Origin of the sequence: Candidatus Poriferisocius sp. (assembly GCF_965208475.1) — a bacterium.
Taxonomy (GTDB): domain Bacteria; phylum Actinomycetota; class Acidimicrobiia; order Acidimicrobiales; family Bin134; genus Poriferisocius.
This window is the reverse complement of the sequence record NZ_OZ242338.1, coordinates 1,276,500-1,293,981: the sequence shown is the minus strand read 5'-3', so window position 1 is coordinate 1,293,981 and position 17,482 is coordinate 1,276,500. Positions and strand designations below refer to the sequence as shown.

The following is a 17,482-nucleotide window of genomic DNA, read 5'->3' as shown; positions in this document are numbered from 1 at the left end:
GCCGAAATGACGTTCGATCTTGCTGTCCGGGGCGGGACGGTGGTGACCGCTACCGGCCGACAGCGCGCCGATGTGTACGTTCTGAATGGCCGCGTGGCGGCAGTCCTCGACCCGAACTCACCCGAATCCGCCGATGCGGTACTTGAAGCCGACGGGCGGTTCGTGCTCCCCGGGTTGGTCGACACCCATGTGCACCTGATGGAGCCGGGCGATTCGACCCGAGAGGACTTCCCTACGGGAACTAGGGCAGCCGCTCGACAGGGCGTGACCACCATCGTGGAGCACACCCACGGCTGGCCGCTCACCGACGCCGGGCGATTTGAGGAGAAACAGCTCCACCTGCGGGATCGGTCGTATGTGGACTATGCGTTGGCAGCCCACGTCTTCCCGGAGCATGTCAGCGAGATCCGCAGTCTCTGGGAGGCGGGCGTGGCTTTCTTCAAGATCTTCACCTGCGCCACCCACGGGGTTCCCGCGGTCACGCCCGAGATACTGCTGGAGGTATTCGAGGAGTTGGCCGGCCTCGACGCGGCCTGCCTGGTTCACTGCGAAGACGATGTGATGACCGCCCGAAACGAGCGCCGCCTGAAGGCCGAGGGCCGCATCGATCCGGGAGTCATCCCCGAATGGCGGTCGCGGGAGGCAGAATTGGTGGCGGTGGGGTCGGCCGCCCTGCTGTCCAAGGTCACCGGTGTCCGGGCCACTGTGGCCCACGCCAGCAGCGTCGACGTCGTCGACCTGATCCAGCGGGAGCGGGCCGCTGGATCACCGATCGTGGCGGAAACCTGTCCCCAATACCTCTACCTCTTCGAGTCGGAGATCCACGAACACGGCCCGTTCCGCAAGTTCACGCCGCCAGCGCGGATCCGATCGACCGAAGACCAAGATCGGATGTGGAACGCCTTCAACGACGGCTCGATCAGCCATCTCTCCACCGACCATGCCCCCTCGACCGAGGCCCAGAAGAGAGAGGGCACCATCTGGGAGTGCCATTTCGGCCTGCCTGGATTGGATACCACCATGCCCCTCATGGTGGATGCTGCCCTGAGGGGGCGAACATCGCTGGAGCGGCTGGTCGAGGCCTATGCCCAGCGGCCCGCCGAGCAGTATCGACTGCATGGCAAAGGCCGAGTAGGGGTGGGCTTCGACGCCGACCTCGTCATCGTCGATCCCGATGCCGCGGGGCAGATCACCAACGAGGACGTCGTGTCTCGCGCCGGTTGGACGCCGTATGCCGGTCGCGGCGTGCGCGGTCATGTGGAGGCGGTGTTGCTGCGCGGTCGAGTCATCGAAGACGGGGCCCCGCCCCGGGGCCGGTTCATACCGGGTCCGGGGCGGCCAGCCACTTTTCCCATCACATAGGGTTCGGGCTTGTACTAGGAGAATGCGGTCAGGGGGGACCAGGAGTGGCTCAACAAGCGCCCACAATCGACGTTCACTGCCATCTGGCCACGCCGCCGGCTGGTGAGCTGCTCAGCCCCCACGGGCGGCCTCAAGACGAGCCCTACATCTACTACATGGGCCAGGAATCACTGGACCAGAACAAGGTCATGATCCCCAAGATCTTCGATGCTCTGACAAAGCCCGAAGCTCGGATCGAGCACATGGACGAGATGGGAGTCGACATTCAGGGCCTGTCCACGTTCGTCTCCGAGTACGGGTATTGGGCGCCGCCGCCCGTGGGCGCCGAAGCTGCTCGACTCCAAAATGACAACCTGGCTCAGGCGGTGTCCGACCGGCCGTCTCGCTTCTCGGCGTTCGGTGCCACCGTCCCCCTCCAAGACGTCGACCTGGCCATTGCCGAGATGGACCGGGCGGTCGGCGAACTGGGCTTCAAGGGGTTGCAGATCGGCGGCACCATCGCGGGCCGCAACCTCGACGAACCGGGCTTTCGGCCGTTTTGGCAGGCAGTGGCGGCCAAGGGGATCCCGGTCATCTTGCACCCGAACGGGTACGAGGAGAGCCACCGATTCGGCGACTACTTCATGACCAACTGCATCGGAAATCCGCTGGAGACCATGGTGGCCGCCACCCGCATGATCTTTTCGGGGCTGTTTGAGGAGCTTCCCCAGCTCAAGCTGGTTCTAGTTCACGGAGGCGGCTACCTCCCCTTCTACGCATCGCGTTCCGACCACACATGGGAGGTCCGCCCCGAGACCAGGGTGAACATCCCCGACCATCCGCCCAGCCACTACATGAAGCGCCTCCTCTACGACACGATGGTCTTCCAGCCGCTCTACCTCCGCCACCTCGTCGATGTGGTGGGCAGCGACCGGGTGATGGCCGGCACCGACTTCCCCTTCGACATGGGTGAACCCGACCCGATGGGGCTCATCGACCGCACCGACGGCCTGACCGATGCCGACCGGGTTGCCATGAAGGGCGCTAACGCCGCACGGGTTTTCGGCCTGTAGGCAGCTATCCCCCGAGGTGCAAGAGGAGGAATTCGTTGGTTCTCTGCTGAGCTAGGGCGGCGGCGGACGGGTGATAGGAGTCGCGGATGTCGCAGTTGAATCCGTGGTCGGCACCGTCGTAGACGTGTACTTCGACCTCGGGATGGGCGGCGGCGATGGCGGCGACGTCGTCGAGCGGGATCATTGGGTCGAGCTCTCCGAAGTGCAGCATGGTGGGGCATCGGGGCGCGACGTCTATGAAGTCGCGGATCTGGCCTCCGTAGTAGCAAACGGCGGCCTGGATGGGGACGTGGTTGGCGGCCAGCCAGGCGACACCTCCGCCAAAGCAGTATCCCACCACGGCAACCGGGCGCGACTGGCCGACGCTGTTGACCGCGGCAGAGATGTCGAGCGGAGTTGTGGCCCAGTCCACTTGGGAGCGGATCGCCAGGCCGGTTTGCAGACCTTCGGGGGTGTAGCCGAGGTCTACCCCTCGTTGGGCCCTATCAAACATTGCTGGCGCGATGGCGAGGTATCCCATGTCGGCGTAGGTCTCGACAACCGACCGGATGTGAGCGTTGACCCCGAAGACCTCTTGCACAATGACCACGGCAGCCGCGGCATCGAGGCGACCCGCCACATAGGCAGACAGCCGGTGGCCGTCGGCGGCCTCGAGTTCTACGACCTCACCCATGGTCGAGCCTTGGCCTGAGAGTCATAGCAAAAGCCTTTCCTCGTATTCGACTCTGGAGAGGACACGGGGCTCGCCATCGGTAATCAGCACCATGTCCTCGATTCTGACCCCGCCGCCGCCGGGAACGTCGGGCACCCACACGAGCGGTTCGACCGCGAAGACCATGTTCGGCTCGAACGGGTACACGGTGGCACCGGGCATGTTCTCGCCTATGTAGGGCGGCTCGTTGGCGCCCATGCCGATTCCGTGGCCGATGAACAGGCTGAACAGGTGCTCTTCGAGGCCGTGGCCGCCGATTGTCTCCACGATGGCATCAGCGGCGTCCTGGTTGGTGAAGCCCGGCCTCATCTTGTCGATGCCGGCCATGAGCCCCTCATAGACGGCCGTGTAGATCTCTTGTTGGCGCCGGGATGGCTTCCCGATGATCGTGGTCCGTCCGATGTCGGCGAAATACCCATTCCACATGGCGCCGATGTCGATGAAACAGAGGTCCATGTTCCTCGTGAGCTTGTCGGTGGCCAGCCGATGAGGGGGCGACATGTGCTCGCCGGAGGCGACGAACGGGGTGATGACGTGGGCCATCTCGCCACCGAGATAGAACAGCGTCTGCATGGCATCGCCGGCGATCTCCAGCTCGCGCCGGCCGGCTCGGGTCTCGTCGAGCGCCCGTTGGGTGACCGCGTCGCCGATGGCGCACGCCTCTTCGATGATGTCGATCTCGACGTCGGACTTGATGAGCCGGGCTCGTTGCATGAGCTGATCGCCATCGACCATCTCGAGGTGGGGGAGATGGTTGCGGAGGGCCTCGATGAACGAGATGTTGGCGGCGTCGAGACCCAGCCGCCTGCTGTCCAAACCTCGGTTCTGGAGGATGGGCCGGAGAATGTCCTTCACGAACCCGTCCACCAACTCGGCCTGCTCCATGATGGGGATGGCGTGCGCTTCGCCGATCCACGGCATGCCCAGGCGTGCCTTGTCGATCTCGCCGCCCGAGCACAAGAGCACGGGATCGTCGTCGGGTTGGAGCAGAGCGCCGTTCAGCGCGGTGGTCTTACCGGCGATGAGCTGTGCCCGCAGCGAGGTCAGATACCGGACGTTCTCGTCCTTCCAGACCAGCAGCCCATCGACGCCCTGGTTTCGCAATTCGCTCTGCGCGGCCTCGACGCGCTCGATCCGCAGTCGAGGCATGTCGTATCGGGCTTCCCAGTCGACTGCGAATGGCCCTCTTGCGTAGCCCGCCATCAGTACTCCGATCGGGGATGGGGGAGTGACACAGCCTACAAAGACGGACGATTGCGTCGCCCCCGTCATCGGAGTGCATCGCTATCGCACGCCACTTATTCTTTGCCACCACTAGTCACCAAGCTTCGCTGGGGAACCGCTGCATGACATCGCCGGGGATCAACCCGCTCCAAATCGCCATCGCCGGCGGGTCCATCGGCGGGCTGACGGCCGGCATCCTCCTCCATGAGCTGGGGCACGACGTCCACGTCTATGAACGGTCCACCAGCGCGCTGGAAGGCCGAGGCGCGGGCATCGTCGTGCTGCCGATGACCGAGCGCTACTTCACCGAGAGGGGCTCGGCGCTGGGGGAAGGCCGCGCCGGCGCCGCCGATGTGGCGTTGACCCTCACGTACTGGACTTACGTCGATCAGTCCGGTGCCATTGTCGATGCTGCTCCCACGCACAACCGGTTCACATCCTGGAACACCCTCTACCGGGCGCTGCTCGAGGTGCTGCCCACCGATCGCTATCACTTGTCCCACGGCGTTGCCGGATGCGCTCCGACGCCGGAGGGGGTGACCATTTCGTTCGAGTACGGCGAGTCGCGTGGCTGCGATCTGCTGGTGGCCGCTGACGGCATAGCCTCGACCGTGCGCAGCATCGTCTCACCCCATACCACGACCGATTACGCCGGGTATGTGGCGTGGCGGGGCACCGTGCTGGAGAGCGACCTTGAGCCGAGCACCGCGGCGATCTTCGAGGACGCCATGGTCTATCAGGTGCTCGACAACGCTCACATTTTGGCCTATGCCATTCCCGGTCCCGGGGACTCGATAACTCCGGGGGAGCGGGCGCTCAACTTCGTGTGGTACCGCAATGCGCCGGGGTCGGAGTTCGAGGAGCTCATGGTGGATCAAAACGGGGTGCGCCGCCCCGCCACCATGCCGCCCGGCTTGGCCCAAGACCGTTTTGTGGCTGCTCTGCGCCAAGACGCAGAGCGGCTGCTGGCTCCCCAGTTGCGGGAACTGGTCTTGGCCTGCCAGGAACCGTTCATCCAGGCCATATTCGACATGGCCGCCGACCGATTCATGCATGGCCGGATCGCGCTCATCGGCGATGCGGCTACTGCGCTGCGCCCCCACGTGGCTGCCGGAACGGCCAAAGCGTGCGCCGACGGATGGGCGCTGCGCGACCATCTGGCCACGGGCGACGACCTGGATGGGGCGCTGGCTGATTGGGAGCGTCAGCAACTCGACCTGGCCCAGACTGTGGCCGCCAAGTCGCGGCGCATGGGCGAGCGGGCGCAATTCGAGTCGACCATGATTCCCGGCGATCCGGCGTGGCGGTTCGGTCTGTTCGGTCCGGGAGACTGAGCCGGCTGTCCCCACTCATTTGCCTGCGGGCTCACGAAGGCGCGGCTGGCGGAGTCCGACCAGTGAGTTGGCCACCAGAACGGCGATGACAACCGCCCCGCCGATCAGAGCCTCAGCATTGGGTTGCTCTTCCAGAATCCACCACACCCACAAGGGGCCGATGATCGTCTCGAGAATCATGAGCAGACCGGTCTCAGGGGCTGAGAGTCGTCTCGGGCCGTTTCCAATCAGGGCAAAAGAGATGGGAAGCACCAGAATCCCGCTGGGAAGCAGAACGGCAACGTCTTCACCAGAGATGCCGAACGGATCAGCAAAGGAGGCGGCGAAACCAGCGGCCAACAAGGCGCCGATCCCCCAAGCCGGGACCATGCTGACGTGGCTGTTGCGGCGCATGACGGTGAGGCCGATGGCCATGGCCAGGGCGGCGCCCGCGGCGGCGAGATCGCCGCCGATGCGGCCGGTGCCGATGCTGCCGAAGAAGATGTAGAGGATCGCTCCCAAGCTGGCGGTCACGGCCAGCCAGACCCGCAGGGGGACAGGTTCGCCGAGGAAGATCCTGCTGAGCACCGCAGCAAACAGCGGAGCGGTGGCGAAAATGACCAGCGTGTTGGCCACGCTCGTGCGGGTGATCGAAGTTGCGAACAATGTGAGCTGCGATCCGAACAGCATGGCAACGACGAGCCCCACGCGACCGAGAGAGCGATATTGGGCTGGTGTGCCACCTCGCGACCACACTGCCGTTGCGGCCACGATGGTCAGGCCCATGAGGAGGCCGCGCCAGAACACGATGGTCCATACGTCGGCATCCACGAGCCGGATGAAGAGGCTGTCGGGCGACAGGACCAGGACGCCGAGGGTGGTTAAGAGCAGCCCGATGGCGTGGGATGAGAGCCGCGTTGGGCGACCTGCGAATCCTTCTACCACCTCTTGCTTGGTCTCTACTTGATTGCCTGGGGGTTGAGAGGCGACCCCACGGCGCGGGGTATGACCAACGGCGGGGCGACGAGCTGGAACTCGTAGACGCCGTCTTCGGCGCAGTCGGCCGCCAGTTCGTCGAGGTACCAGATCTCCCCGACGAACAGCCCCATGCTGACCACCATCACCAAGTGCAGCGGCTGAAAGCTGCCCTCGATCTCGTTGGGACGCACCTCGGCACCCCAAGTGTCGGTGGCTATCGCCGCCACCTCTCGTTCGGCCAGCCAGGGCGCGGCCAAAAGCGACAACCCGGGGGAGTCGCCGGCCGAAAACCCATCCCAGCCCGGAAGCTCGCGTCGCCGGGCCATGTCACCGGTTCTGATCAAGACGATGTCGCCGGTGCCCACCTCGACGCCGTGGTGCTCACAGGCTGCGTCCAGATCATCGCCGGTAATGCCATCGCCGGGTTGCAGGTACTCGACGCCGCGCACTTGCGGAATGTCCAACAACACGCCGCGCGACACCACCGTCTTCTGATTCTCGATGCCGTTCTTCTCGGCGCCGCTGCTTGACACCAGCCGGGCGTCGAAGCCGTTGTACATCTTCCCGTCGTAGAAGATGTGGGCCAGGGCATCCCACTGGGTGCCACCCTGCAAGAACAAGAACAGCGTGTCGTCGGCAACCCCCCAGCCCATCGGCCAATCCTGGGCGCCCTCGACGTGATCGGTGCCGGTGGCCACCATCTGATGAATCGGGTTGACTCGGCCGAACGCGCCGGTCTGAGGCCCGTTCCCGTCCAGGGGCAACTCCAGCGAGAAGACCTTCCCCTGGCGAACGAGACCGGCCGACTCGACGATTTTCTCGGGGGTTATGTGGTTCAGGGTCCCGATTTCGTCGTCGTCGCCCCAGCGGCCCCAGTTGCGGTACTCATCGCAGTAGTGGTTCAACAACTCAACGGTGATATCCGGTGCAGCCATACCCTCGACTCCTCCCTCGGGTGTTCACCGGCCACGAAGCCGGCGAACGTGGCGTGGGTGCATACTTTCATTCGAGTATCAAGTGTGCACCTGATTCCAGCACTGTAGAGATTCGGTTAGTGGACACCACCGTGAATCCGGCGCCGAAGGTGGGCCGCCGCAGCGTGGAGGAGCCGCACACGCGGCGTGCGCCAGCACTGCAAAGGATGGGTCCCTTCGTTCTCGAGGCAGAGATTGCACGAGGTGCAATCCAACCGGCCGCGACGGCCGGCCTTGATCTGGGCCACCACATCCGGCTCCCGTATGAGAGGCCGGGCCAAGCAGACGAAGTCGCAGGATCTTTCGGCCAGCACCCGCTCGACCGTCTCGGTGGTGCGGATCCCGCCCACGAGCAGCAACGTCAAGTCGGGAACGGCCTCGCGGACGGCCCGGGCGAACGGCTCGAAGTACGCCTCGCTACTCGGCGGCGAGAACATCCGGTGGTAGAGGTGGTCGGCCAAGGCCCGCCGCCCATCGACGGCCACGTACTTGTGGCACGAGTCGGCGCCCGTGGCCATGAGTCCCACGCTCACCTCGACGCCATCGAGTCCGAGGCCGGCCAGAGTCCGTACCCGCTCGACGCTTTCGGCAAGCAGTAAGCCGTTGTCCACCTCATCGACCATGCCGACCTTGGCGGTCACCGGGAAATCGGGCCCGACCGCCTCGCGGATCGACTGGTACACCCGAGCCAGCAGCAGTGATCGCCGCTCGGCATCGCCGCCCCACCGATCAGAACGGGTGTTGGAGTGCGGAGAACTGAACGAGCTGATCAGGTACCCGTTGGCGGCATGGATGTGGATCCCGTCGAACCCCGCGTCCACCGCTCGGGCAGCCGCCGTGCCGAAAGCGTCGACCACCTCTTCGATCTCGTCGTTGCGGGCTGGCTCGGCCACCGACCCCGTCAGGGCGTTGGCGACCGAAGACGGGGCTAGTTGGGCAAGGCCGGGCATCCCGCCCTGGTTTCCCGCGTGGGCGAGCTGAGCGAAGATCCGCCCACCAGCGTTGTGGACGGCGTCGGTTAGCTGGGCCAGGCCGGGGATCATGGCGTCGTCGTGGATCCCCGTCTGGTTGGGCAGGGATTGGCCGCCAGGGCAGACGAAGGCATGCCCGAGGAGTGACAGCCCCACACCGTTGGCGGCCAGCGTCTGGTGGAGCTCGATTAGCGCCGGCGTGACTGCGCCGCTGTCGGTGGCCATTGTCTCCGATGTCGCCGCCCGGACGAAGCGGTTCTCGATCTCGAGGCGACCGATTTGCCCGGGCGTGAAGGCATGCATAGGAGCTTCCCAGTTGGAGTTTTGGAGAACAGTTCTGAGAAGGCTCCTAGACTGCGCGGGCTGACGCAAGCGGCCCAATCCAAAGAGGGGACTCATGAGCACCAGCAGCGAAGTTCGAGACGGCATGCGGATCGACTGGGATGTGGCCGTCGAGATGGACGACGGCCTTCAGTTGCGAGCCGATGTGTATCGCCCCGACGACGACGGCAAGTACCCGGTCATCTTGAGCTACGGCCCCTACGCCAAGGGACTGGCCTTTCAAGAGGGCTACCCGAGCGCCTGGGACCGCATGGTCGAGGAGCACCCCGATGTGGCGGCCGGTTCGACCAACAAATACCAGAATTGGGAAGTGTGCGATCCCGAGAAGTGGGTGCCGGAGGGCTACGCGTGCGTTCGGGTGGACTCCCGGGGGGCGGGCCGCAGCCCCGGCTACATCGATCACTTCTCACCCCGCGAGACCCAGGACTTCTACGAGTGCATCGAGTGGTCCGGCGTGCAGCCCTGGTCCAACGGCAAGGTCGGCCTTTCGGGGATCTCGTACTACGCCATCAACTCGTGGCACGTAGCCTCGCTCCAGCCTCCCCACCTCACCGCAATGATCCCCTGGGAGGGTGCCGCCGACTGGTACCGGGACATGACCTACCACGGGGGAATCCTGTCGACCTTTTGGGACAACTGGTACGACATGCAGATCAAGACCGTGCAGCACGGCGTCGGCGAGAACGGGGCGAGAAGCATCGTGACCGGTGAGCTGGTCGCCGGCCCCGAGACGCTGAGCGAAGAGGAGCTGCGGGCTAATCGGTGCGATTTCGGCAACGAGATCGCCTCGCACCCGCTCGACGACCAGTACCACCAAGACCGGTCTCCCGATTGGTCGAAGGTGACCGTGCCGTTTCTGTCGGCGTCGAACTGGGGCGGGCAGGGACTCCACCCCCGGGGCAACATCGAGGCCTACATCCGGGCCGCTTCCACCGAGAAGTTCCTCGAGTGCCACGGCATCGAGCACTGGACCGAGTACTACACCGACTACGGCGTTCAGCTCCAGAAGCGATTCTTCGCCAAGTACCTCCAGGGCGACGACGCCGCCTGGGACGATCAGCCGAGGGTGCAGCTTCTGGTCCGCCACGTTGATCGCTTTGTCGAGCGGGCCGAATCCGACTGGCCCATCCCGCGCACCGACTGGACCATGCTGCATCTCGACCCGTCCGACCAGACGCTGGCGCATGACCCGGTCACGACACCGGCGACGATCTCCTATGACGCCATGGGCGACGGGCTCACATTCTTCATGGCGCCGGTCGAAGAGGAGACCGAGGTGACCGGTCCGCTCTCGGCCAAGCTCCACATCTCGTCGTCCACCATTGATGCTGATTTGTTCTTGGTGTTCGGGGTCTTCGACCCAAATGGGGAAGAAGTGACATTCATGGGAGCGATCGACCCCCATACGCCCATCGCTCAAGGCTGGCTGCGGGCATCGCACCGCAAGCTGGACGAGTCCTTGTCGGAGGTGTGGCGGCCTTACCACACCCACGACGAGGAGCAGCCGCTAACACCGGGGGAGATCTATGAGCTGGACATCGAGATCTGGCCGACGTCGATCGTGATCCCTGCGGGCTATCGCATCGGCTTCTCGATTCGAGGTCGTGACTACGAATGGGCCGGCGATACCACCGGGCTCAAGCTGTCGAACTTCAAGAACGAGCTACGCGGGTGTGGCCCATTCCTGCACGACGATGTCAGGAATCGCCCGCCGGAGATTTTCGACAATCAGGTCACGGTGCATTTCGGCCCCGACCATCCCAACTGGGTTTTGGTGCCGCGCATTCCGAACGGCTGAGCGGGGAATCGTCAAGCAGGCGGCTCAACCTCGAAAGTGTTCATGAGCTGGGCCAGCATCCCGTAGTAGCCGACGACAATCATCAGCTCGACGACGAGGTCTTCGCCTAGCGCCTCGACTGCTTGGCGATAAACGTCGTCGCTGATGGCTCTGCTGTGCAGAATCGACTGGCAGACGTCGTAGGCCGACTCTAGGTCGGCGGCCTCCAAGTCGGGGCGGGTTCCGGCCCGCAGGGCGGCGACCTGTTCATCGGTCAGCCCGACCCGCAGCGCGATCGGCTCGTGGGCCCACCGCTCGAACTCGCAGTCGTGGTATGTCGCCACCGCGAGAATGGCCAGCTCGCGCACGGGCGCGGTGAGGTTGCCGTGGAACCTGAGCGCGGCACCGAGTTGCTGGACTGCGTCGCCCACCCGAGGGCTGTACAGCAATGCATTGAAGGGACCGATCAGGGCGCCGCTTCCGTCGGCCAGCGGGAACGAGGCGTCCTTGGCCCGATCGCCCCCCGCGATGGAGTCGTAGAGGGCCCGCTGCTCGGGGTTGAGGTCGGCGGGAGGCAGGCCGGGCAGTCGCGCCATATCAGCGCAGGTCGACGATGGCGGCCACCGATCCGCCCCCCGCGGGGCCGGATTGGAGCCCGGCAACCGAGACGAACACGGCAGGATCTCCCAGCGCGGCGGCGGCAACGCCCCCCACGGCGCCCTTGGTGTGGTGGGTGTGGTGGATGTCCGAGTCGTTCTGCGAAACCTGGCGCCGCCCTCGGAGTCGGCCGCTGGGATGGACCTCACATTTGATGAAGCAGTTGACCACGCGGCCGTCGAGGTCTTCGGGGATGGGCCGTTCGGGCAGGTCGAGGCCGGCGGAGCGAATCGCCCGGTAGATGCCGGGGAAGTCGAGGTTGTCCTCCATGATCGAATGGCCCGCCCGGTAGCGGCCGCCGACGCCGAGGCGGTTCCCGACCACCACCACCTGAGCCTGGGTCTGTTCAACGCCTGACGAGCACGAGGCCACCGACGAGTAGACCGAGAGGTCTTTGGCGATCTGGTCCTCGCGGGGCCGCTCGATCTCGCCGAGTGCAGTGGCGATACCCAGAGCCGAGGTGGCGTTGGAGACCGCCATCGATTCCATGGTGTCCTCCAGCGCCACCGTCTGGCCCCGGGCATGGGCATCGGCGATCCGCTCGGCGGTCAGCAGCGGCGTCTTGGTCTGCACATAGTGGACATCGGCCGGATCGTCGATACCGGCATCGGCGACGGCCAGGTTCACCGCGTCGGCCACCTTGTCGAGCATGGCCAGGCGACCGATCTCCTCAGGCAGGATCGGCACAGAGACTGCTTGCCCGACGGTGAGGCGCTTCTCGTTTGCCGGCTCAGCCGGGCCGTCGACTTTGGCGAACACCGTCATGTGGGGCGAGATCACCCCGTCGGTGCCGCCGGACCAGGCGATGGGCACTTGGAGCGCCGACTCTTGGGAGTGTCCGCAGTGCTCGACGAGGAAGTCGCGAAGCACCCTGTCGGCCAAAATGCGGGAGAAGTCGTTGACGCCGCCGTTGCCCTCGACCTTGCCGACCACCCCGACGATCTGATCGCCCCGGAAGGCGCCCCCCGCGATGGCCTGTTCGAGCCCGGCGGTGTCCGTGACGTGTTCGAATGGGATCTTGCGCACTTCAAAAGGCATCGGACGGACGCTCCCTCGGTTTCACTAACGTTGAAGGTCCCTAGATATTGGCAGACTGCGGGACGAAGGATGGAAAGGACCATGACCCCTGACCCGACCGACGTCGGGGCCTTCGTGCCCAACAGCGTTGCCATAGGCGGCTCCGAAGAAGGCAGTCTGCGGGGCCGCACCTTCGTGGCCAAGGACCTCTTCAGCCTACAGGGCCATCGAAGCTCGTTCGGCCACGAGCGCTGGCGGGCAACCCATGCCGAACCGTCAGAAACATCGCCGATCTTGACCCGCATGCTCAACGCCGGCGCCGACCTCGTCGGGCTGACGAAGCTGGATCAGCTGGCATACTCGCTGATCGGCAACGTGGGCGAGGGGGCGCCGCCGCCCAATGCACTCGACAACCGGCTCTTCTGCGGAGGCTCATCGTCGGGGTCAGCCGCGGCAGTGGCGGCAGGACTGGCCGACATCGGCCTCGGCACCGACACCGCAGGCTCGATCCGGGTGCCCGCAGCCGCGTGCGGCCTGCACAGCATCAGGCCATCGCATGGTTTGATCGCCCCCCATGGGGTGATCCCGCTAGCGCAATCATTCGACGTTGTTGGAATATTCGGACTTCGGGCCTCGACCATCGCCGATGCGCTCAAGGTGCTCGCGCCGCAGGCTGCCAACCTCGTCCCGCCCGTCGGGGTCAAGCTCGCCGCCGACGTCTTCGGCACGGCTGACGCCGACACCGAACGAGTCGGAAGGTCGGTCGCCGAGGCCGCGGCCTCCATCATGGGAGTGCCATTCGAAGAGGTCGAGTTCGGCCAGTTCACCAGCACCGATGTCGGAGACTTGTTCGCCCGACTTCAAGGACGGGAAATCTGGTCGAACCACGGTCGCTGGGTCGAAGAGCACGGCTCAACTCTGGCCCACGATGTGCGGTCGAGGCTGGAGCGATGCGAGCGCCTTTCCCGAGATCCAGCGGAGGTCAAGGAACAAGACCATCAGGAGAGGTTCAGATACGCCAAGGCATTCACCGCCGCAGTCGAACCGGGAACAGTCTTAGTGCTCCCGGTGATGCTCGAGCACGGTCCAATGCGAGCATGGGATGACGACCGGTTGGCCCAGTTCAGAAGCGGGTGCTTCCGGCTCGCCGCACCCAGCAGCCTCACCGGAGCCCCCCAGGCGGTGTTCTCCGTCCGCCACCATGACGAATCCCGGTCGGTTGGCATCGGCCTGCTCACCGCTGCCGGCGCAGATCATCGCCTGCTGGATCTGATGGTCTCGCTAGGTGAGTGAGGGGAGAGTTCGACGCTTCAGCAGGGCGTTGGGCGTAGTGGGGTGGGGGAGCGTCCAGCCGACTTACCATCGCTTTCCGCCCTTTCACACCCACTTTGCGACATCAGTGCTTTGTTTTGGGGCCAGATAGAGGGCTATTTGCCGTTTAGTGGGCGTATAATGTGTGTCTGGGCGGATATGTGGGTTTTCGGCAAGAGAAGCATGGGTAGATATGTGACGCGGATGTGGCCTCCTGGCGGCGCCCACGAGTACGGCGCTTATGTGCCTCATCCGCTGGTCGGATGGGAGCCGAGTCTGAGTCGCCGCGTCCGCGACCGGATCGCTTCCGCCGATGCGGACATACTCGACGCTCTTGCAACGACAACCGCCAACAGGTCGTATCAGTGGGCCGCTGACAGCATCATGGCGCAAGGCGAGAGCCTCAGCTCCAGTGCCATCGAAGGCATTTTTACCAGCTTGGAAGGAATGTCGATGAGCGGCGGCGAGGGCGGCGACCCATCAAGCAGGGCGGCAGTGGGCAATTGGGAGATGCTGGAACAGGCTTTGGGAATCGCTGAAAGCGGCGAACCCCTGACTGTTGACCGCTTGTGCGACCTGCACGACACGCTGATGGCGAAGACTCCCAGCCCGCAGCACGGCGGGCGACTCAGATCGGGTCCGATATGGATAGGCGCGCCGGCCGTGTCGGGAATGGGGCCGATCGGGGCCCAGTTCGTTCCCCCGCCGGCTGAGGAAATCAGGCCGCTGCTCGGCGATCTGCTCGACTACATCAACCACAGCGGCCACTCGCCCGTTCTGAAGGCAGCTGTCACCCACGCCCAGTTTGAGACCATTCACCCATTTCCCGACGGCAATGGTCGCATAGGGCGAGCGCTTATCCCGATCGCCTTGTTTGGCGGCCAAGGCCAGTATGCCATACACCTGCCGATCAGCAGAAACATCCTCGCTGATCGGCCAAGGTACTACGCAGCCCTTCAACACAGCCATTGGGAAGGGCCCCCGCACGACCCTCAACGCGGAGCGGCGCTGGAACCCAGGATCGGGATGTTCGCCGACTGCGCCCAGGAGGCCGCCGAGCAAGTCCGCGCAGCGGCCGCCCTCACAGAGAGGCTGATGGTAGATTGGCTGCAACGACTCGGCGGCACCCGCCACGATTCGGCGGTGTGGAAGATCGCCTCCGAGATTCCCTTTCAGCCGGTGTTCACCGCTGACACGCTCTTCGCAGCACTGGAAGGCCGCACCTCCATCACGGCCATACGACGCGGGATCGGCGATCTCGCCAAAGCGAACATCGTCAAGAAAATGGGAAACAGCGGCAAGACGCAGGTATGGCGAGCGGCCGAGATCGTCGAGATAGCCGAAAAAGTGCTGCGGACAAGCGACATAGCCTCCGCAGCATCCCAAACGCTCCAGCGGATTGATGCGGGTGGCGTGGCCCCCGCGGCTATGAGCGGAACTGGGAAACGGGCACGGTCGACAGAGAAAAGCCACCGCGGAAACGCATGGCAATGCTCCAGAAAAAGCTCGCGAAGCAGCAACCGATGCGTTCTCCCCGTCGACCACGAAGGACGCCACCGCTACGAATGAAGCATGGGCGGTAGGGTTTGCTGGCCAGGCTTCTGCTGGCCGCATCCCGTGTGGAGGTTCGAGTTCGATGGTCGACAAGCACGTGTTGCGCCCGGCGGGGGTGTGGGATCCGTCGTCTGCGGGCTTTGAGCATCCTCAGCCGTTCTCCCAGGGTGTCGTGTGCGGCTCCGGCCGGATGGTCTTTGTTGCCGGGCAGGTGGCTCTGGATCCAGAGGGCGCGGTCATCGGGGTGGGCGATCCGGCGGCTCAAACCGAGGTGACGTTGGAGAACCTCCAGCGGGTGCTCAACGAGGGCGGGGCAACGCTGGGAGACGTGGTGCGGTTGACGGTGTTCCTCACCGACATGGCTCACCTTCCCGCGGTGCAAGAGGTTCGGGCGCGGTACTTCCCGGTGGACCCCCCGGCGAGCTCGACGATTGAGATCAGCGCGCTCGTCGTCCCTGAGCTGATGGTCGAGATCGACGCCATCGCGGTGGTGGATCATCCCCTGAATTGAGCCGGAGGTTCTCTGGTAAATTGCCTCAGACAAGCGCAATTTGAACGAGCGGAGACCAGTCATGTCCGACGAAGATGATGGATATTTCCGAGAAGTTGTGGTCCGTCTGAACCAGCAGCAACTTGAACTGGTCGACGATTCCGTTGATGAAACCAGTTCCGGTGACCGAGAAGAGCTCTTGCTCCGAGCTTTGCGGGAGTTCCACAAGGAACATGCTTCATGACCGAGCGAAAACTGCTGTATGAGCATGTTATGGAACCGGCCACCGGCAAGGCCGTAGAGCTCCTGGCCGGACAGGTGATGCGACTCGAGCAGATCGGAGTGGCCGGTCAGTGCGCCGACTTCAACTGCTTCAACCTCCACGATTACAAGGAGTACTTCCACACCGGTCGCACCCGGCACATGCACGGAATGCACCCGACCACGGGCGACTTCTTATGGTCGGCGCCGCCGCGGGATCGGCCGATAGCGGCGATCATCGCCGACACCGTCGGAACCAACGATGTGCTGTATCCGCGGTGCAGCGGCTTGCTGTACGAATACCAGTTCGGGGTGGAGCCCCACACGAACTGCCACGACATCCAGGCCGAGGCGCAAAGGGAATACGGTTTGACCAGCGACGATGTGCATGACTCGTTCAACTTCTTCATGCACACCGGCGTCGACCAGGCCGGACACCCTTTCATCGCCGAAAACGTGGCCAAGCACGGCGACTACGTGGAGATCATCGCCTTGATCGACCTGCTGGCCGTGCCCAACGTGTGCGGCGCTGACACTTTCGCCACCAGCAGCTTTGAGTTGAAGCCACTGCGGCTGGCCATCTACGAGGGCCTGTCCGAAGACCTCGCCCAGTTCGAAGGCCGGCCCGAGCTGGTCAAATACAGATCCCAGCTCATCACGGCAGACTTGGCCGCCCAGCCCATCAAGGCTGATCGCGAGCTCTACAAGGACGACTCCTACGTCCCGAACTACGTGAACTACCCCATTGCGCTCACCGACGTTCCCGTCAGCTTGAGCCCGGAGCACCAAACCATGCTCGATGAGCTGGTGGCGACGGGAGAATTCGGTGAAACCGATGCCGATGTGCTCCGGTACGTGTTCTTCAGCTGGTGGATCGTGAACTACATGAAGGGTCCGAAGCACTTGGATCAGGCGGCCTCGGACTAGTTGGGCCGCTGGTGAGCGATCACTGCCCAGAGAGAACTTCAATGAAGACCCACCCGATCACGGTCGAAGTCAATGGTGAGATGTACGAGCGCTCAGTGCCGCCCCGCTTGTTGCTCTCGGACTTCATACGGCACGAGCTTCACCTGACCGGGACGCACGTTGGCTGTGAGCACGGCGTCTGCGGGGCTTGCACCGTTCAACTCGACGGCGACGGCGTTCGGTCGTGCCTGCTCTTCGCGGTGCAAGCCGATGGTTCGGCCATCCGCACCGTCGAGGGCATGGCGACCGGCCCGGACCTGCACCCGCTCCAGGCGGCCTTCAGCGCGGCCCACGCGCTGCAATGTGGATTCTGCACCCCTGGCCTGCTCATGGCGATCGACTCGATGCTCCATGAGATGTCCACGATGACCGAGCCCGAGATTCGGGAAGCGCTCAGCGGGAACATCTGCCGCTGCACTGGCTATCAGGGCATCATCGAAGCGGTCATGGCCACCGTTGCCAGCCAACCGGCCGTTCCAAACACCGACCGCGAGTGAGTCGTCTAGTGTCCCAGGACAGGG

General features: G+C 64.4%; 17 protein-coding genes. 9 read left to right on the top strand and 8 right to left on the bottom strand.

What is annotated here, in order from left to right:
• Positions 1-6 precede the first annotated feature (6 nt).
• Complete coding sequence (locus ACOGXA_RS06060) at positions 7-1,362, top strand: dihydroorotase (protein ID WP_419926379.1); 1,356 nt, start codon at positions 7-9, stop codon at positions 1,360-1,362.
• 44 nt (positions 1,363-1,406) lie between these two features.
• The gene (locus ACOGXA_RS06055; protein ID WP_419926378.1) at positions 1,407-2,414 is read left to right on the top strand and encodes an amidohydrolase family protein; all 1,008 of its coding nucleotides are present in this window, start codon (positions 1,407-1,409) and stop codon (positions 2,412-2,414) included.
• 4 nt (positions 2,415-2,418) lie between these two features.
• Here the strand turns inward: ACOGXA_RS06055 and ACOGXA_RS06050 are convergent, their stop codons facing one another.
• Positions 2,419-3,087 carry a dienelactone hydrolase family protein gene (locus tag ACOGXA_RS06050; protein WP_419926377.1) on the bottom strand — a complete coding sequence of 223 codons (669 nt, stop codon included), beginning with the start codon at positions 3,085-3,087 and terminating at the stop codon, positions 2,419-2,421.
• A gap of 21 nt (positions 3,088-3,108) precedes the next feature.
• Positions 3,109-4,329: a M24 family metallopeptidase gene (locus ACOGXA_RS06045; RefSeq protein ID WP_419926376.1), complete on the bottom strand. Its 1,221-nt coding sequence runs from the start codon at positions 4,327-4,329 to the stop codon at positions 3,109-3,111.
• A gap of 143 nt (positions 4,330-4,472) precedes the next feature.
• Here ACOGXA_RS06045 and ACOGXA_RS06040 point away from each other — a divergent pair, with 143 nt between their 5' ends.
• Entirely contained in the window at positions 4,473-5,684 is a 1,212-nt protein-coding gene (locus ACOGXA_RS06040) for an FAD-dependent monooxygenase (RefSeq protein WP_419926375.1), read from the top strand.
• Positions 5,685-5,699: 15 nt separating this feature from the next.
• Here the strand turns inward: ACOGXA_RS06040 and ACOGXA_RS06035 are convergent, their stop codons facing one another.
• The 3 genes from ACOGXA_RS06035 to ACOGXA_RS06025 all read right to left on the bottom strand — a co-directional run bounded on the left by ACOGXA_RS06035 (position 5,700) and on the right by ACOGXA_RS06025 (position 8,889).
• Positions 5,700-6,608, bottom strand: a complete 909-nt coding sequence (locus ACOGXA_RS06035; RefSeq protein ID WP_419926374.1) for a DMT family transporter — start codon at positions 6,606-6,608, stop codon at positions 5,700-5,702.
• Between the two features lie 14 nt (positions 6,609-6,622).
• Positions 6,623-7,576: a cyclase family protein gene (locus ACOGXA_RS06030; protein ID WP_419926373.1), complete on the bottom strand. Its 954-nt coding sequence runs from the start codon at positions 7,574-7,576 to the stop codon at positions 6,623-6,625.
• Between the two features lie 116 nt (positions 7,577-7,692).
• Positions 7,693-8,889 carry an NADH:flavin oxidoreductase gene (locus tag ACOGXA_RS06025; RefSeq protein ID WP_419926372.1) on the bottom strand — a complete coding sequence of 399 codons (1,197 nt, stop codon included), beginning with the start codon at positions 8,887-8,889 and terminating at the stop codon, positions 7,693-7,695.
• A gap of 94 nt (positions 8,890-8,983) precedes the next feature.
• Here ACOGXA_RS06025 and ACOGXA_RS06020 point away from each other — a divergent pair, with 94 nt between their 5' ends.
• A complete protein-coding gene (locus ACOGXA_RS06020; protein WP_419926371.1) occupies positions 8,984-10,726 on the top strand; it encodes a CocE/NonD family hydrolase in 1,743 nt (580 codons plus the stop codon).
• A gap of 11 nt (positions 10,727-10,737) precedes the next feature.
• On the opposite strand, the gene ACOGXA_RS06015 is transcribed toward ACOGXA_RS06020, so the two are convergent.
• Positions 10,738-11,301 carry a carboxymuconolactone decarboxylase family protein gene (locus tag ACOGXA_RS06015; protein WP_419926370.1) on the bottom strand — a complete coding sequence of 188 codons (564 nt, stop codon included), beginning with the start codon at positions 11,299-11,301 and terminating at the stop codon, positions 10,738-10,740.
• A gap of 1 nt (position 11,302) precedes the next feature.
• Positions 11,303-12,400: a ring-opening amidohydrolase gene (locus ACOGXA_RS06010; protein ID WP_419926369.1), complete on the bottom strand. Its 1,098-nt coding sequence runs from the start codon at positions 12,398-12,400 to the stop codon at positions 11,303-11,305.
• Positions 12,401-12,481: 81 nt separating this feature from the next.
• Between ACOGXA_RS06010 and ACOGXA_RS06005 the strand changes: the two genes are divergently transcribed.
• The 3 genes from ACOGXA_RS06005 (at position 12,482) to ACOGXA_RS05995 (ending at position 15,755) form a co-directional block, all read left to right on the top strand.
• Entirely contained in the window at positions 12,482-13,672 is a 1,191-nt protein-coding gene (locus ACOGXA_RS06005) for an amidase family protein (RefSeq protein WP_419926368.1), read from the top strand.
• Between the two features lie 177 nt (positions 13,673-13,849).
• The gene (locus tag ACOGXA_RS06000; RefSeq protein ID WP_419926367.1) at positions 13,850-15,259 is read left to right on the top strand and encodes a Fic family protein; all 1,410 of its coding nucleotides are present in this window, start codon (positions 13,850-13,852) and stop codon (positions 15,257-15,259) included.
• Between the two features lie 67 nt (positions 15,260-15,326).
• Positions 15,327-15,755, top strand: a complete 429-nt coding sequence (locus tag ACOGXA_RS05995) for a RidA family protein (RefSeq protein ID WP_419926366.1) — start codon at positions 15,327-15,329, stop codon at positions 15,753-15,755.
• Between the two features lie 25 nt (positions 15,756-15,780).
• On the opposite strand, the gene ACOGXA_RS05990 is transcribed toward ACOGXA_RS05995, so the two are convergent.
• Positions 15,781-15,960: a hypothetical protein gene (locus ACOGXA_RS05990; protein WP_419926365.1), complete on the bottom strand. Its 180-nt coding sequence runs from the start codon at positions 15,958-15,960 to the stop codon at positions 15,781-15,783.
• Positions 15,961-15,974: 14 nt separating this feature from the next.
• On the opposite strand from ACOGXA_RS05990, the gene ACOGXA_RS05985 reads away from it, so the two are divergent.
• Together ACOGXA_RS05985 and ACOGXA_RS05980 are read left to right on the top strand one after the other, a co-directional pair.
• A complete protein-coding gene (locus tag ACOGXA_RS05985) occupies positions 15,975-16,922 on the top strand; it encodes a DUF1989 domain-containing protein (RefSeq protein ID WP_419926364.1) in 948 nt (315 codons plus the stop codon).
• A 41-nt stretch (positions 16,923-16,963) separates the two neighbouring features.
• Complete coding sequence (locus tag ACOGXA_RS05980) at positions 16,964-17,458, top strand: (2Fe-2S)-binding protein (RefSeq protein ID WP_419926363.1); 495 nt, start codon at positions 16,964-16,966, stop codon at positions 17,456-17,458.
• The last annotated feature ends 24 nt before the right edge of the window (positions 17,459-17,482 follow it).

Excerpts from the sequence above, each read along its gene's own strand:
- ACOGXA_RS06045 (WP_419926376.1), bottom strand. The coding sequence starts at position 4,329 with ATGGCGGGCTACGCAAGAGGGCCATTCGCAGTCGACTGGGAAGCCCGA.
- ACOGXA_RS05980 (WP_419926363.1), top strand. The coding sequence starts at position 16,964 with ATGAAGACCCACCCGATCACGGTCGAAGTCAATGGTGAGATGTACGAG.
- ACOGXA_RS06040 (WP_419926375.1), top strand. The coding sequence starts at position 4,473 with ATGACATCGCCGGGGATCAACCCGCTCCAAATCGCCATCGCCGGCGGG.
- ACOGXA_RS05995 (WP_419926366.1), top strand. The coding sequence starts at position 15,327 with ATGGTCGACAAGCACGTGTTGCGCCCGGCGGGGGTGTGGGATCCGTCG.
- ACOGXA_RS06025 (WP_419926372.1), bottom strand. The coding sequence starts at position 8,889 with ATGCATGCCTTCACGCCCGGGCAAATCGGTCGCCTCGAGATCGAGAAC.
- ACOGXA_RS06030 (WP_419926373.1), bottom strand. The coding sequence starts at position 7,576 with ATGGCTGCACCGGATATCACCGTTGAGTTGTTGAACCACTACTGCGAT.
- ACOGXA_RS05985 (WP_419926364.1), top strand. The coding sequence starts at position 15,975 with ATGACCGAGCGAAAACTGCTGTATGAGCATGTTATGGAACCGGCCACC.
- ACOGXA_RS06060 (WP_419926379.1), top strand. The coding sequence starts at position 7 with ATGACGTTCGATCTTGCTGTCCGGGGCGGGACGGTGGTGACCGCTACC.
- ACOGXA_RS06020 (WP_419926371.1), top strand. The coding sequence starts at position 8,984 with ATGAGCACCAGCAGCGAAGTTCGAGACGGCATGCGGATCGACTGGGAT.
- ACOGXA_RS06015 (WP_419926370.1), bottom strand. The coding sequence starts at position 11,301 with ATGGCGCGACTGCCCGGCCTGCCTCCCGCCGACCTCAACCCCGAGCAG.
- ACOGXA_RS06010 (WP_419926369.1), bottom strand. The coding sequence starts at position 12,400 with ATGCCTTTTGAAGTGCGCAAGATCCCATTCGAACACGTCACGGACACC.
- ACOGXA_RS06050 (WP_419926377.1), bottom strand. The coding sequence starts at position 3,087 with ATGGGTGAGGTCGTAGAACTCGAGGCCGCCGACGGCCACCGGCTGTCT.
- ACOGXA_RS06005 (WP_419926368.1), top strand. The coding sequence starts at position 12,482 with ATGACCCCTGACCCGACCGACGTCGGGGCCTTCGTGCCCAACAGCGTT.
- ACOGXA_RS06000 (WP_419926367.1), top strand. The coding sequence starts at position 13,850 with ATGTGGGTTTTCGGCAAGAGAAGCATGGGTAGATATGTGACGCGGATG.